The organism is Hippea sp. KM1 (genome assembly GCF_000526195.1).
In the GTDB taxonomy this organism is placed as follows: domain Bacteria; phylum Campylobacterota_A; class Desulfurellia; order Desulfurellales; family Hippeaceae; genus Hippea.
In genome coordinates, this window is sequence record NZ_JAFP01000001.1 from 1,017,076 (window position 1) to 1,033,253 (window position 16,178).

11 protein-coding genes are annotated in these 16,178 nt (G+C 44.4%); 2 read left to right on the forward strand and 9 right to left on the reverse strand.

All coding sequences use genetic code 11. The features are described 5' to 3' along the window. Positions 1-35 precede the first annotated feature (35 nt). The gene (locus D891_RS0105215; protein WP_084042317.1) at positions 36-458 is read right to left on the reverse strand and encodes an FKBP-type peptidyl-prolyl cis-trans isomerase; all 423 of its coding nucleotides are present in this window, start codon (positions 456-458) and stop codon (positions 36-38) included. A 112-nt stretch (positions 459-570) separates the two neighbouring features. Here D891_RS0105215 and D891_RS0105220 point away from each other — a divergent pair, with 112 nt between their 5' ends. Together D891_RS0105220 and glgP are read left to right on the forward strand one after the other, a co-directional pair. Continuing rightward, a complete protein-coding gene (locus D891_RS0105220) occupies positions 571-1,347 on the forward strand; it encodes a hypothetical protein (RefSeq protein WP_025270080.1) in 777 nt (258 codons plus the stop codon). A 58-nt stretch (positions 1,348-1,405) separates the two neighbouring features. Beyond that, positions 1,406-3,109: an alpha-glucan family phosphorylase gene (glgP, locus tag D891_RS0105225; protein WP_025270081.1), complete on the forward strand. Its 1,704-nt coding sequence runs from the start codon at positions 1,406-1,408 to the stop codon at positions 3,107-3,109. On the opposite strand, the gene glgB is transcribed toward glgP, so the two are convergent. From glgB to D891_RS0105265, 8 genes are read right to left on the reverse strand one after another with little or no spacing between them, the layout of a single operon-like run. Beyond that, positions 3,037-4,941, reverse strand: a complete 1,905-nt coding sequence (gene glgB, locus D891_RS0105230) for a 1,4-alpha-glucan branching protein GlgB (RefSeq protein ID WP_025270082.1) — start codon at positions 4,939-4,941, stop codon at positions 3,037-3,039. The genes glgP and glgB overlap by 73 nt on opposite strands. Next, entirely contained in the window at positions 4,934-6,397 is a 1,464-nt protein-coding gene (locus D891_RS0105235) for a glycogen synthase (protein WP_025270083.1), read from the reverse strand. The genes glgB and D891_RS0105235 overlap by 8 nt, the downstream gene beginning before the upstream one ends. Next, positions 6,387-7,232: an ROK family protein gene (locus D891_RS0105240; protein ID WP_025270084.1), complete on the reverse strand. Its 846-nt coding sequence runs from the start codon at positions 7,230-7,232 to the stop codon at positions 6,387-6,389. Before D891_RS0105240 ends, D891_RS0105235 begins: the two co-directional genes overlap by 11 nt. Continuing rightward, entirely contained in the window at positions 7,213-8,577 is a 1,365-nt protein-coding gene (locus D891_RS0105245; RefSeq protein ID WP_025270085.1) for a glycogen synthase, read from the reverse strand. Before D891_RS0105245 ends, D891_RS0105240 begins: the two co-directional genes overlap by 20 nt. Next, positions 8,577-9,608: a galactose-1-phosphate uridylyltransferase gene (locus tag D891_RS0105250; RefSeq protein ID WP_025270086.1), complete on the reverse strand. Its 1,032-nt coding sequence runs from the start codon at positions 9,606-9,608 to the stop codon at positions 8,577-8,579. Before D891_RS0105250 ends, D891_RS0105245 begins: the two co-directional genes overlap by 1 nt. Next, the gene (locus D891_RS0105255; RefSeq protein WP_025270087.1) at positions 9,601-11,574 is read right to left on the reverse strand and encodes an alpha-amylase/4-alpha-glucanotransferase domain-containing protein; all 1,974 of its coding nucleotides are present in this window, start codon (positions 11,572-11,574) and stop codon (positions 9,601-9,603) included. Before D891_RS0105255 ends, D891_RS0105250 begins: the two co-directional genes overlap by 8 nt. A 15-nt stretch (positions 11,575-11,589) precedes the next feature. Further along, positions 11,590-13,575, reverse strand: a complete 1,986-nt coding sequence (locus tag D891_RS0105260; protein WP_025270088.1) for a glycoside hydrolase family 57 protein — start codon at positions 13,573-13,575, stop codon at positions 11,590-11,592. Continuing rightward, complete coding sequence (locus tag D891_RS0105265) at positions 13,572-16,100, reverse strand: sugar phosphate nucleotidyltransferase (protein WP_051453563.1); 2,529 nt, start codon at positions 16,098-16,100, stop codon at positions 13,572-13,574. Before D891_RS0105265 ends, D891_RS0105260 begins: the two co-directional genes overlap by 4 nt. Positions 16,101-16,178: the final 78 nt, after the last annotated feature.

Here is a 16,178-nt window from a genome sequence, read left to right on the forward strand (position 1 = left end):
GGGCTTCCGCCCCGCCTGTTTGCTTTTCTTCAGTGTTAGCTTACCTTCACAATCTCAACATCAAAGATGAGATCCCTACCGGCAAGTGGATGGTTGAAATCTATGGTTACGCTTTCCTCATCCACCTCAACTATAGTTACAGGAATACTGCCGTTTTGCATCTGGGCCAATAGCTGCATACCCACCTTCGGCTCTATGTTTTCGGGCAATTGAGTTCTCGGCACTTTCTGTATGGCGTTGGGATCCCTCTGACCGTAAGCATCATCGGCTTTTACCTTAACGGTCTTCTTCTGACCCTCTTCCATACCTTCCAATTCGGCCTCTAAGGCAGGAATAATACTACCCTCTCCAAACACGAAGCTCAACGGCTCCCTGTTCTCGCTTGAGTCAAAAACCGTACCGTCCTCAAGCTTTCCGACATAGTGCATCTGCACTGTCCTACCAGTCTCAACCTTCATCAAAAATCCTCCAAAAAACTTAAAGTTTTGGATTATCTCATAAAAGTTGACAAAATGCAAGGAAAATGAATAATAGCTGCCGCTGAGAAACAAATTTAAATAGGTGGTAAAGATGGGGTTGTTCAGGTTTTTCAATGCGGTTGCTATTTTGGGTGTCGGCCTTGAGATAGCATTGAGACTGCTGTTTAACTATACCATCTGCCACTCCTCAGGTTGCCTGTTGGTTGCAAGGCATGTTAGATTCGGCGAGATAGTCATGCTCTTTATCGGTGAGGCTTTCTTTCTAATCCTATTAATCGTTAGCTTTGTAAAGAATGAGAAGACAAAGGGGCTTCTTCTGGATGCTATGCTAATTGCTGCACTTGCATGCGAGGGCTTCCTTGTGGGGTATCAGCTATTCTGGATAGGCGATATATGCTATTTCTGCTTCGGTGTCTTTATAACAATCATCATACTCTCTTTAATAAGGATACAGCAGAGCTTAAGAATAACTGCAGGCTTTCTATCCTTTTTAGCCCTATTGATGATGCTCTGGATGGTAAAACCCAACCAGCAGTTGCCTATCCTGCCCAAAGAAGACAAAATCCTCATATACTCAAGCCACTGCCCACACTGCATGAGACTTATAAAGACGCTAAACTTGAGTAACTTAAAGATCAAGATGATAGAGGCATCAAAGCTCTCAAACATCCTGAAGTCGTTGAATATCAACGAGGTTCCAGTATTGATAGAAAGAGAAAAAGACGGTCTATCTATAACCATAGGCGACAAACCGATAGAGGAAAAACTCAATCTTGAGACCAAAAAACAAAGCGTAGACATATTCAACACAGAAGACCTCATACAACAAAACGGCAGCGCATGCAGGCTAAACAAGCCGTGCAAATAACTTGACTGCCCGGGATGGAGGCAATATATTTCAATAAAACCAAAACGGAGGTTAATAGATGGAAGGGCTGTTTCCATATTTAATAGACGAAAAATACTCCCTAAGGGTCGCATACTTTTCCATGGAATTTGCCATCGATCAGGCGCTTAAGACATACTCAGGGGGTCTGGGTTTTTTAGCAGGCTCTCACATGAGAAGCGCCAACCACAAAAAGCAGGCAACCATAGGCGTTGGGATGCTCTGGAGTTTCGGTTATTACGACCAAACCAGAAACGAAGACAACACCATGAAGGTGGAATTTAGAAGGAAGTTTTACTATTTTATTGAGGATACGGGCGTAAGGGTTAAGGTCAACATAAACGGAAAGCCCATCACCGTAAAGGCATATCTGTTGCCCGCCAATGTGTTTGAGACAGCACCCATTTTGCTTCTTACAACCGACACGCTGGAAAACGATTTCCTCTCAAGAACCATAAGCTATAAGCTATACGATGCAAACGAGAAAACACGGATAGCACAGGAGATTGTTTTAGGTATTGGCGGTGTTAGAGTCTTGAAGGAGTTGGGCATCGATATAGATGTGTATCATCTAAACGAAGGCCACGCCCTGCCTTTGGCCTTTGAGCTAATGAAGGATTACCCCGATTTAGAGGAGCTTAAAAAACACATAGTCTTTACAACCCACACACCAGAAAAGGCGGGCAATGAGGAACACAACATAAATTTATTAAACGAGATGGGCTTTTTTGGCGATTTTGATGCAAGGCAAATTCAGGAAAAGCTAAACTATTACGATGAAAACTTCTCGTTAACTGTGGCAGCCCTAAAGCTATCCAAAAGGGCCAATGCAGTATCAAAGATACACCACGGCGTATCGAACAAGATGTGGTCGTTTGTCGAGGATAGGTGCCAGATAATAAGCATAACAAACGCCCAGAACATGCACTATTGGGCAGATAAACACCTGCTTACATACCTGCAGGAGCATGAGGATTATCAGCTTACTGCGTATAAGAAACACCTAAAACACATACTCTTTGAAGAGGTAGCCGACCAAACGGGCAAGATATTTGACCCCAACATATTAACGGTCGTATGGGCACGCAGATTCGTTGAATACAAACGGCCGTGGCTTTTGATTTATGACATGGAAAGATTCAGAAGGCTTATAAACAACAAGGATTACCCCATTCAGATAATATGGGCCGGCAAACCCCATCCCAACGACTATAGAGGCATAAGCATGTTCAACGAGATAGTCATGATGAGTAAGGAGTTTAAGAATGTTGCCGTTTTAACGGGATATGAGTTGAAACTATCAAAGCTTTTGAAGCAGGGTGCCGATGTATGGTTAAACACGCCCAGGTGGGGTAGGGAGGCAAGCGGAACAAGCGGCATGACGGCTGCGGCAAATGCGGCGATTCATTTCTCCGTGGATGACGGCTGGCATGCGGAATTCCAGAAAGACGGCATAAACTGCTTCACGATCTTCCATGCAGACCCCAACCTGCCCACAGAAGAGCAGGATAGACAGGACTATCTAAGCATGATGGAGAAGTTAGAGAATATCATACTGCCCATGTATTACAACGACGAAAAGCAGTGGCTCAATATAGTAAAAACCAGCATGACCGATGTGATGGCGTATTTTGACTCATCAAGAATGGTGGATGAGTATTACGAAAAGCTTTATAAGTTCGGGCTTGATTCAGGCACAAAAAACGAAACACTCAAAGGGGATAAATCCACGGATATGAAATAGTTAAAACCTGAGCAATCATTACAAGGCTGGGCATTGTAATCTGAGCCATCTCCTCTGCCAAAGCCGTTGTATTTTCTATCCTGGCTGTTGAATATCTCAACCCATCTGCCGCCAAAGGGCACCCTCAAGGGGTAGTTATCCCACATCCTGCCCGAAAAATTACATACCACAACAACGGTTTGCTCCCTATTGGATGCCTTCCTTAGAAAGGCTATGATGTTCTGCGGGGCATTGTTGACATCTATCCACTTAAAACCCCTATTCTCGTTGTCGTATTTCCAGAAAGCCGGGTTATTCTTATAGATTTTATTGAGATCCCGTATTAAATCCTGAACCCCCTTATGGTGCGGATAGTCAAGCAGATGCCAATCCAAACTCTGGGCGTAATTCCACTCGCTAAACTGGGCAAACTCACCACCCATAAACAACAGCTTTTTACCCGGATGCGCCATCATATAGGCAAACAAAGCCCTAAGGTTTGCAAATTTTTCCTCATATCCACCGGGCATCTTGTTGATTAGCGAACCCTTCATGTGAACCACCTCATCGTGGCTCAATGGCAAGACAAAGTTTTCACTAAAGGCATACCAGATGCTAAATGTCAGCTCGTTGTGGTGGTATTGCCTGAATATAGGGTCTGTTTTAAAGTAATTTAATGTGTCGTGCATCCACCCCATATTCCATTTAAAGCCAAAACCCAGGCCTCCCTCATGGACAGGCCAGCTAACCTTAGGAAAAGAGGTTGACTCCTCGGCTATGGTCATAACACCGTCGAACATGGAATAGACAGTCCTATTCAACTGCTTCAGGAAATCTATGGCCTCAAGGTTCTCCCTGCCGCCGTATTTGTTGGGTATCCACTCACCGTCTTTCCTGGCAAAATCCCTATAGAGCATGCTTGCAACGCCATCAACCCTCAGGCCGTCTATATGGTATTTATCAAACCAGAAAACCGCACTGCTTATGAGAAACTCCCTAACCTCATTGCGCCCGTAATTGAATATAGCGCTCCTCCATTGAGGATGATAGCCAAGACGGGGGTCTTCATGCTCATACAGGCATGTCCCGTCAAAGCTCAAAAGGCCGTGGCCGTCTGTGGCAAAATGTGATGGCACCCAGTCCAAAATTACGCCTATGCCCCCTTGATGCATAGTATCGACAAATTCCATAAAGTCTTGAGGGCAGCCGTATCGTGATGTCGGTGCAAAATAGCCTATGGTTTGATACCCCCAAGATCCGTCAAACGGGTGTTCCGTTATGGGCAACAGCTCAATATGCGTAAAACCCATATCCTTAACATAATCCAAGAGAACGCCTGCCAATTCCTTATAGGTGAGCCACCTGTTGTTCTCCTCAACCTTGCGCATAAACGAGCCCAAATGGACCTCGTATATAGATATGGGAGAGTCAAATCTATTCTTCGACGACCTGCTTTTCATCCAATCATCATCATGCCAGCGGTATTCAAGATCCCAGACAACCGAGGCGGACTTTGGTGGAGTCTCATAATAAAAGGCCACAGGATCTGCCTTTAAAAACCCACCGCCAAATTTAGAGCCTATGTAAAACTTATAGGTTTGCCCCTTTTTCACCCCCTTTACAAACCCTTCCCAGATACCAGAGCCATCACCCCTTAGAGAAAGCGGATCCTTACCCTTATCATAACCGTTAAAATCACCAACAACGCTGACATATTCGGCATTGGGTGCCCAGACGGCAAAGTATGCCCCATCCTCAAACAGATGACAACCCAGCTTTTCGTATATCTTGGCGTGTGTCCCTTCCTTGAACAGGTATATATCGTAATCGGTAAACAGCGATGTTTTAGCCACCCTTCAACCTCTTGTATATCCTTGCCCAGGTGTATACATCCGAATAGTCTTTTGATGAGGCAGACCAATCAAACCTCAACCGCATGGCCCTTTTCTGCATAACCCTAAATCCCTCCTTGTCGTTTCTAAAGACATCTATCGCCCAGGCTATCGTATTAAACAGCGCCTCGGGGTTGGCATCCCAGAACTTAAAACCCCACCCCTCCTTTGTTTCTGGGTCGTAATTTCTCACCGTATCGTCGAGTCCGCCAACAGCCCTGACGATGGGTAGCGTGCCATACCTAAGCGAATATATCTGATTCAGACCACACGGCTCAAACAGAGAGGGCATTAAAAACATATCGCATCCGGCCTCGATCTTATGGGCAAGCTCATCGGAATACCCAATGAAACAGCCAAATCTATCGGGGTATTTAGAGGCAAGACTTGAAAAAAAATTCTCAGCCCACCGCTCTCCAGACCCAAGTAAAACAAACCCCACTCTCAAATCCTTAAGCATGCCCTCTATCGAGGCAGCAAGCAATTCAATACCCTTTTGCTTTACCAATCTGCCGATGAAACCTATCAACGGCTCATCGTCCCCTATCTTTAAACCAAATAGAGAAATCAACTCCTCTCTGCATTCCTTTTTATTCTCCAATGAGTCAATATCGTAACGGCACTTTATAAACCTATCTGTCTGGGGATTCCATTGATTGTAATCGACACCGTTTAATATGCCAAAAAGCTTAAAACTATGAGCCTTTATATGCTCATGCAGGCCGAAGCCATACTCGGGTGTTTCTATCTCCTTAGCATACCTTCTGCTCACCGTTGTTATTGCATCCGATACGGCTATAGCACCCTTTAGAAGATTCAACCCGCCTAAGGCCTCAAATTCGAACGGATTGAAATGTTTAGAATCGACATTTAAAAGCTCAAACTTCTCTTTACCAAAAAAACCCTGGTGCTGCAGGTTGTGTATGGTTAAAACAACAACAGAATCCCTAAAGTAATCATTATATTTAAGAACGATGCTTGCTGGCGATGTCTGCCAATCGTTTAGGTGCACCACATCGGGTCTAAAGCCTATAGACCTTGAGACCTCAAGCGCAGCTTTAGAGAAGAATATAAACCGCTCGGCGTTGTCGTTGTAAGGCACAAAACCGTCATCATACAGACCCTTTCTGCCGAAAAAGGCCTCATAGTCCACAAAGTATATATCAACCTCGCTTCCTGGCAATTTTGACCTAAAAACACCAAACCATAAGGTATCCTTACCGAGACGAACAGACAGGCTCCTTGGTATATGCTCAAGGTTATTCCTATCTATCACATAATAGCGTGGCATAACCACAACGACATTATGGCCATATTCAGCCAAAGCCTTAGGAAAAGCATAGCCTACATCGGCAAGGCCACCGGTCTTTGCAAATCCAGCAACCTCGCTTATCAAAAACAGAACATCAAACCCCATCAAACCCACCTTTTAGCAGAATAACAGCACCCTCAAGTGAGCCGTTTTGAAGCAGCGATGGCTCTATCCTTGCAGACTCAAGACTAACATCAAGCGCAGATCCCCTCAACCCATTCCTTATGTAATCAACAAGCCATATGTTTGATTTGATAACCCCTCCTCCAAGAACAACAATCTCCGGGTTAAACAGCGTTATAACAACGGAAACACCAAAAACCAAAGCCTCTTTGTATTGTGTTGCTATCCATTCAAGCTCGGGGTTTGATGAAATCTCATCAAGCGAAAGATCCTCATCCGCCCCCTTTAGCCTCAACCACTTCTTTATACCGCTTGATGATGCAAAAAGCTCCAAGCAGTTGTCCTTGCCACAGCCACACCTAAACGGTGCCTTCTTATACGGTATATGACCAAGCTCTGAGGCCATATTCCTAAAACCCCTTACTATTCTACCGTTGTCAATTACACCGGCTCCAAGACCGCTGCCAGAATACACCGCTGCGAGGTTCTTTGAACTGAAGTATTTAGCCTCGGCAATGGCAGCGCAATTTAAGTCATTCTCAAGCAAAACATCCAAGCCGTATTTGGAATAAAAATAACCCCCTAAATCAAAACCGTCGGGTAAGTCTATATTGGGCGATGCAACAACAACACCGTTCAAAACCTGACCCGCAAGCGATACAGCCATCCTCTCAATGCCGTATCTTTCTATCAAGACAGACAGAAAACCCACTATATCAAGCCCCGATGCGGCCGTCTTGCCTTCAAATGTATCTTCATTGTCGATTACTATGTATCTAAGATAGCTGCCACCAATATCAACCGCCAACAAAGCCATAAACAGACAGATACTCCCTTGCTGTCCTTTCAACGCCAAAATCGCAGGACATATTGAACCGCCTGATCTTACCAAGCCTCTGTTTGTTTTTGTATAAATCCAATGCGGCATCGATTCGGCTCAACAATCCATCTTTTGTCTGACTCTCATACACAAAACCCAACCCGCACTCCTTATCATTGATGTCGTGAACCGTCTGCTTCAGCCCTCCAACGCCGTGAACAACTGGTATGCACCCGTATCTAAACCCTATCAACTGCACAAGTCCGCACGGCTCAAAGACAGACGGAACGACTATAAAATCGCTTGCGGCATAGATTCTCCTTGCCATCTGCTCATTGTATCCGCACAAAATCTTAAAATTAAAGGCATTAAACGACTCAAACCTATTGCAAATGTCCCTATCTCCATCGCCCAAAACAACGAAGTTTAGATCCCTGCTCAATATATCCTGCAGGCTCTCTAAAATCAAATCGACACCCTTCTGCTCAACCAACCTGCCAATGAAGGAGAAGAGGGCGCCCTTTGAGCAGCTTAAACCCAACTCCTTTGTAAAACGCTGTTTGTTGCGAAATTTACCCCTTAGATTGCCTGCTGTATACGGTTCATAGATGTATATGTCATTTTTCGGATCAAACTTACCATAGTCTATACCGTTTAAGATTGCACTCAGCTTATCCTTATGTCTATTCAGAAAACCGGCTAAACCAAAATCAAACACGCCGGCAAGGGCCTCCTTTAGATAAGCATCGCTAACAAAAACAATCCTGTCGGCAAAGGCTATGCCACCTTTTAGGATATTCAACTTGCCGTAAAACTCAAAATAATCGGGGTTGAAATACTCCTTTGGTATACCCACCTCCTCAGGTGAAACATCGAATATGCCCTGATACGATAGGTTGTGTATGCTAAGAACGACCCTGCCACCAAAACCATTAGCCTTAAGATAATAGGCAGCAAGCGCCGTATGCCAATCATTCAGATGAACAACATCAAACCCCATACTCTGCGCAAGATGAAGAATAGCCCTGCTAAAAAAGGCAAATCTAAGGTGTACACCCTCAAAAACTCCAGAGGCAGAACAATAAATGCAGTCTCCGTTAAACACCTCATCCTTTACAAAATACACATCCAGCCCATCGAATTCAGCATGCAGAAATGTGATACCGCCAAGACTAATCTCCTCAAAGGCCTCTATGTTTTTAGCAAAACCATACAACGGCACAACCACCGATAATTTAACGCCCATTCTGCTTAATGCAGCTGCCAAACCGTAAGTAATATCGGCAAGACCGCCCGCTTTGGCATAACCAAGCAGCTCTGCAGAGGCCAACAGCACCTTCATTATTCAAACACCCTCCTTAAAAATTCTGCTGCATCCTCAGGCAATACGGGATTGATATAGACACAGCTATCTATCTCAAAACCGCCAAGCCCGAATAGTCTCGGTGTGATGCTAATCTGAAATCGCCAGAACTCCCCCAATCTATCAAAGAACCGCTCGGTTGAATAAATCTTCTGCATGGGAGGTGTATTGAATATTAAATTGAAGTCAAAGTTGCCCAGCTGCTTATACATAGCATTGAGCACCCTCATAAGAAGCCTTGCAAGGGTATTGAGCTTTTTATCGCTTAAATCTATAAGGCTAACAATATGGGGCTGTTTGCTTATTATGGAGACCTCAAAGGCAAAGCGGGATGCAAACGGCGCAAACACCAAGAAATCCTCATCGCTGCAAATGACCCTCCTGCCTTCCTCCTGCTCCCTCTGTATAACACTGTCAAACAACGACCTGTTGTTCTTTAAGTAATACTCAAAAGCCCTGTTGTAATCCTCAAGCTTACTCTTTGGCACAACAGGCAAGGCTATAAGCTGGGTATGCGGATGAACCTGTGTCGCCGATGCAGAAAAGCCCTGATTCTTAAAGATGGAGAAATAGACCATTCGCTTATCGTTTCTTAAATCGGCCAGCCTCAATCTCAATGTATAAAGCCAGTTGAAATACTCATCCTTGCTCATCTTATCAAGCCTAAGCAGATGCCTCGGTGTGTCTATTACAACCTCGTGGGCGCCAAAACCGTTATGCAACTCATACAGGCCGGCCTCCTTTGTGCCGTAAGGCGTCTCAATCTGAACGGCCTTATAGAGGTTTGGTATAACCCTTACCTTCCACCCCGGCATATTGGGTTTGTTGTTCCTGATGGCGAATATCTCAGGCGGCGTCAAATGCTCCTTGCCCTCACAAAAAGGGCAGGACTCCATAGTCTGGTTTATCTTTGTCTCCACAACACCTGCGTAATAGTTTGGTCTGTGCAACCTCTCAGGCGCTATCAAGGCATACTCATCGTGTATCAAATCATACCTTATCTCAGACATCTTCCACCCTGAATCTTCCTGTTAATTTTAACTGCCTTTCGAATCCCACAACCACGGCAAAACTGATACCCTGAATAGTTAAATCAAACCCCCTTTCGCTTTTGGATACGGTATACAAAGGAACACCATAAAGACCAAAGAATGTATCTAAATTAAACCTCAAAAACCTCTCTGTATAACCATCCTCAATAACAAACGCCTTCAACATCTTATCCTCAAATCTTTTCTCAAAATCGTGGCCGTTTATCTTGATGTTCTCTGGCTGTGCAAAATGGAGATTAAGCTCAAGGGCGTAAAGATAGGGCCTGGGGGCTTCGCTGTTGAGCTCTATCTCAAAGTCAAACCCGTTATCAGCAGTATAATAGACCTTTTTAAGCGTCGTTTCGTATTTTTCTTTATCGTATATGCCGCCCCTTCTTTCAAAAACCACCGTATCGCCATCCACAAAGCATTCAAAAGGCTGGTTGGCAAAATCGCCATACTCCCTGAAGCTGCATTGAAACAGCGTATCGGAATTGAATGTATCATCCGATATATGGTCAATAAATGAGTTTTTTATATACCAATCGTAAAACAGCACGCCTTTTAGCTCCTCGTTAAGCTCATCATGCCTTGAGTGTATCGTATCGATAGCACCCTCATGGTTTTGAACATTGACCGTATGGTGATAGACCTCTCTGTATCTTGTCAGGGCATTCTGAAAGTTAAACATAGACCTCTTATCGTCAAGCTCCACTAACTGACCGCCGTATCTGCTATCAAAAACAGCCACAATATCGCTTCTTACGACCTTTACCTCTTCATAGCCATCCAAATTTATATCGCCAACCTCAACGGTATCCCTGTTGTATCTTATGTTCTCGCAGCCAATCAGATACCTATAGGCATTATCCCTGAGGTTGGGCAGATAAAGACCGCCAAAGATGCCGTGCCAATACACATCGTTTGTCTGCAGTTTATAAAGGTTTTCAAGATAAGACCTTGTGCGTTTCTTGTTCCTTGAGGCCTCTATCATCCTCTTATGAAGCCTGTTCGATTCGTAATACTTCACAAAAAAGTTCTTCCATAAGCCGCTCTTTATAAACCTATCTGGATTAAAACCATTTTCATTAAGCAATCTTCTAATCCCTTCCACCTCAAGCGATTCCTCATAAAGAAGGCTCCACTGACCCATCTCCACATACGAGGCAGTCGGCAGATATACAAGCCCTTTTGGTCTATTGTTATTGAAGAATTCGCCGAAATGGAGCATCTTTATGTTCCTTTCGCCTATACCCTCTAAAAAGGCCTCAAGCCAGCCGCTTTCATAGACCCATTGATGGGTTTTAGGCCACAATCCAAACTTCTCAAGATCATCAAAAACAACACCAACATCCAAAGACTCAATCAAATCCAGCGCCTTATCGGGTTCAAAGAAGGGCAGGGCATACCTCAGCTTTCTCGATATGGGAAAGACGCCTATGCTCTCACCGTTAAACTCCGTTAAATAGTACCCATTAAGCCTGCTGCTATCCAGTCCGGCCAGGATAAAATGATAATCATCTAAGGCCAAATACTCAATGCCGCATTTTTTTAGATCCCCGATAATTGCATCATCCCAAACCCTTTCGGCCAACCACAGGCCCTTTGGGTCGAAGTTGAAGTATCTCTTCAGGGTGGAGTTTAGTTTCTTTATCTGGGATACCCTATCATCCGAAGGAATGGCGGGCAATACGGGCTCATAAAAGCCACCGCTAAACAGCTCAACCTGTCCTTTCAAAACAAGCCTCTGTATGATTTCATACATCTCAGGATAGTCGTTTCTTATCTTCTCCAAAAGCCAGCCACTGCAGTGAAGCGAAAACCTAAAGTAATCAAACCCCTCCACCATCTCAAAAAACGGCATATAGCAAAGCCTGCAGGCTTCATCTACGGCTTCTGAAAAGTTATCCACCGGCTGGTGCATATGAAAGCCAAAAAGCAACATAAAAATCCCCCTTTTTTATACGAACCAGTTGTAGGAAAAGTCCCTATCGAGCCTCACCTTAAGCTCAACAAGGCCTGGCAGAATCTGTATAACCCTTCCATCTATCTCAAACTCAAAACGGAAATAGACCTCGCTATCGGCCATTAATGTCTTGGATACGGCAAGCTCGACAATCTCATAGGTTGCAAGCTGGATGTATTTATTGAATATAGCCTTAGAAATCCTCAATTTTATGGGCTTTTTTAAGCAGCTGCAATAAACCTTAATCACAGCCACCCTCTTCAGCCAATCGATATTGCCATCAAACCTAAAAAAGACCCATTCATCGTTCTGACCGTAAAAGAGCTTATGTATCGGCTTTAGGGATGTATCCATAACGCTGAATGTGGCTGTTTCGTTGATCATACCGCTGCCGAGCCATTCAAAGAAGGATGTGATCTTGCCATCTATGACGGGACAGATAAAGTTTTTAGGCTCAACAACCAATGCATCAAGGGAGGATTCATCAACTATAGGCTCCAATAGGGCAGGGGGCGGCTGTATGCCCATAAGCCTATAAATCTCTATGAGATTTTCCCTAAACAGGCTATCAAACTCGGCCTCGTGCTCACTGTGATGCCCCTTGCCATACCACCAAAACCAATCCGAGGCTTCAGACCTCAAAAATAGAGACTCCGCCTGCTTTATTGTCTCTTCTTTTAGTTTATCCTTATGCCTCAAATAATCCCTCTTCGTATTGAATAAAAGCTCCCAAGCCCTGTTCTTCTGCTTATCGCCTATCCAGGTGTTGAAGTTTGAGAATATCCACGATCCGGGCTTTATATCATCAAGCGAATCCAAAGCCTCAACATCATCGAGCAATACGGTCTGTATGCCGCTTTCGTTTATTTTATCATAGAGGGCCTCAAGGAACGGTTTGCCGTTTTTGTCGTAATACTCCCAGGCGTTTTCACCATCGAGGATAACAAAGGCAATACCATCAGATTTTAAACCACTTAAGAAATCAGATAGAGCAGCATCAATATCCATGGAATGATACCTAAAGCCAATACCGTCGCTTAAATACCTGTCTCTGAAGAATATCCTAACACCGTTATACTCATAGGCCTTATAGATACAATCCCTATCCTGTATACCCAAACTCCTCTTTAGTATATCCTCATCTGTTGCAACCCACTCGACAGAAAAATCCCTATACATCATAAGGCTATCCTTGCAGATAGCACCCTCTGCAGGCCACAGCCCCTTGGGCTTAAAGCCAAATGTCTCCTCAAACAGGCCAATAGCCCTCTCCACATGGAGCCTTGCATCGTCTTTAAGTGAAAGGATGTTCTTGGGCAGCTCAATAGACTCATCCGCCTTTCTTGCAACAGAGGCATCAATAAGCAGAGGCAGTATGGGATGGGCAAACGGCGTTGTGGATAGCCCTATCTTCTTCTGCTTAGCAAGATCGGAGTAAATATTAAGCACCTTCGGCAGAAAGGCCAAAAGACTGCCCATCAACCTATACTTATCCGTCTGACTAAAACCCCTTCCTTTCTGAAGCAGCTCAGCCACAACGGCATCGTTTTCCCTTAAATAGTTGCCGCAGAAGGCAAGCATAAAAACGACTTCTAAATCCAACAGCTCGCTGTCTGTGTAAGATGCCTGCCCATACAGCTCATCAAATCTTTTCAATGGTTTCACCATCGTTTTATACGGTGGGCTTTTGCATATCTTCACAACAAATCTTCTTTCATCCTCGGATAGGTATATAGGCTCCTTCATCCATAGACCCAAGAACAGATCGGCCTTTTCCTTCTTTTTCTGGTATGTATTGATCTGGTTTATCAGGGTTGGTGTGATATTGAATGTTGCCTTTATGTTGTGTTGTGCAGCCAAATAGGGCATATCAAAGTAATCCTTTATGGTATGAAGAAACACCCACGGCATCCTGAATACGCCATCAGTAGTCTGATAGCACGGCTGATGCATGTGCCACAAAAAACCTATACGCTTCATACTTCCTCTATCCATTCCTTAATCAGGTCGGAATAGTACTTAAACATACTCATGCCCGTCTTCTCGTCGTTTGCCTGTATGCAGACATCTAACTGCTCCTTATACGGGTTGGGCATGATGAATATCCAGTTTATGCTATCCTCCCACATCTTTATGCCATCCACGGTGGAATACCGCTTGGTCTTTGCAAGCTCCAAAAACCGCTTCATTATCCTGCCTTTTTTAAGCTGAGGGCATGGGATGTAAAACTCGCTGTAAAAGAAATGGCGTATACCACCACCAAGCTGGGACAATTTAACGCCGTTTTTAGCCAGCAACTCAAGCAGTTTCAAAGAGGCAAAGAGGGCATCCCTGTATAGGGAAAACTCAGGAAACGAGCAGTTTCCGTCGACCTTTGATATGAGGTCAAAACCTTTTAGCTCCTCTATGGTAAAGTCGTTGTATTTACCCCTTCTGATATTGAGATGCTTAAAATAGCCGTCATTTAAATCGGGCGACCAGCTCGGAAGGAGCACATTAAACCTCTTGTTCAGTCTGCCTGCCTGTATATCCATAAGCTCCAACACTGCATTTATACTCTCCATCCTGTCCAGAACCCTTCCCTTATCATCAATCAATAGCCTCCTCTGGGTATGGGGATATATCAAAAAACCCACATCCAACCCTAAGGATGAGACAATCTTAGAAACATCCTCTTTCGATTTTTTCTCATAATACTCCAAATTGGACAGCTTAATCTCGTCAAAGTGGGCATTGAGGATGATGTTTTCTATCTGGAGCGCAGATAACACCTTGGGCACAATCTCTTTGCCTATGCCATACATCAAATCAAACACCGCCCTTATGCCGGAGTCGTTTATGGCCTTGCTGTCTATCAGCTGACTTACCCTGCTTACATACCTGTTATAACGCTCCTCTATTATCATCTCGTTGTCGGTGATACTGCCTATCTGGGTGTGGTCAACCCGCCTGAAATCCTCTTTGAAAAAGGATTTATCCACAGCCTTACTGCTTGAGGATTCAAGCTTTAAGCCGTGCTCGTTAAACAGGAGTATCTCCATACCGGCAGGATCCGACGGATTCCTCTTAAAATAAACACCCCCCATGATAGAGCTATCCGAGGCTATGGCATACCTCAAAACCGTTGGGGGCACAACCCTTAAGTCAATCACCTGAATCCCCACAGACAACAGGCCTCCAACAAACGCCCTCTTTATCATCCTGGGGGCCTTATCGTAATCCCTTCCGACGATAACTTTAGAACCCACGGGCAGCTGAGAACCGAAGGCCTCACCGATCTTGCACGCCACATCACAGCTAATCTCGACATTGACCTTGCCCGAGATGACTCCGTTCTCAAATAGCGTATTTCTGTATCTATCACCCCAGATGACATTGTTGTTAACAATCGATGCGGCATCTATCTTTTTATCGGGCCATACAACCACATCCTGCTCAAAAACACTAAATGGCCCAACCTCACACCCCTCAGAGAGTATCACGCCGGCCTTGGCCACGACATTTTTACCAACAACAACGCCGTTGCATACCACCGCATTATCTAAAAAAACACCCCTGTCTATCTCGACATTATCCCAGATTATCGAATTCCTTATAACACAATCAGGGCCAATCCTGGTATTCTTGCCAACAGCCACATTGCTAAGCAGGCTCCCTTTGCCTACCTTAACACCATCAGCCAAAACGGCAGTCTCTAAAATCCTAACACCATCTTCTAACTCCACATCACCATCTATATACAAAACGCCCTCTTTCTGGGGTATCTGCTCAAATAGGAATGGAAAATTGAGTTTCTTTGAGAAGATGTCCCTATGGACAAACCTATAGCTGTCTGGATTGCCCACATCCCTCCAATACCCATCAAAGTTATACCCCATAATATCCACACCTTCCCTCATAAGCAGCGGAAACAGATTCTTGGCAAAATCAAAGGCGCTCTTTGAGGGGATATAATCCAAAATCTCAGGCTCTATGACATATATGCCGGTGTTTATAGTATCGCTTATAACCTCACCCCAGCTGGGTTTCTCAACAAATCTCTCTATCTTTCCATCCTCATCGGCAATAACAACGCCAAATTGCAAGGGGTTATCCACCGATGTCAGGCCTATGGTTATCTTTGAGTCTCTGCTTTTATGAAACTCAACCATACCCCTTAAATCAAAATCGCTCACCACATCCCCACTCATCACTATAAACGGCGTATCCAAAAACTCCCTTGCCTGCTTTACAGCACCCGCAGTGCCGTAATCACCATCGGGCAATACATAGTGTATGTTGACATGCCACTTTGAGCCGTCTTTAAAATAATCCCTTATGACATCGGGCTTGAAGTACAGCAAAACCACTATATCCGTTATACCAACAGAGGCCAACGCCCTGATTACATACTCCATCATGGGCCGATTGACCACAGGGAGCATGGGCTTTGGTATGGAATGGGTTAAGGGTTGCATCCTTGTTCCAAATCCACCTGCCATAACAACGGCTTTCATTTCTTGCATAGCATACCTCTTTATTTTTTGGTATTATATATCAGAATACACCTTTTACGGGAGTTGTCAAGAAGGTAAGGCGACCGG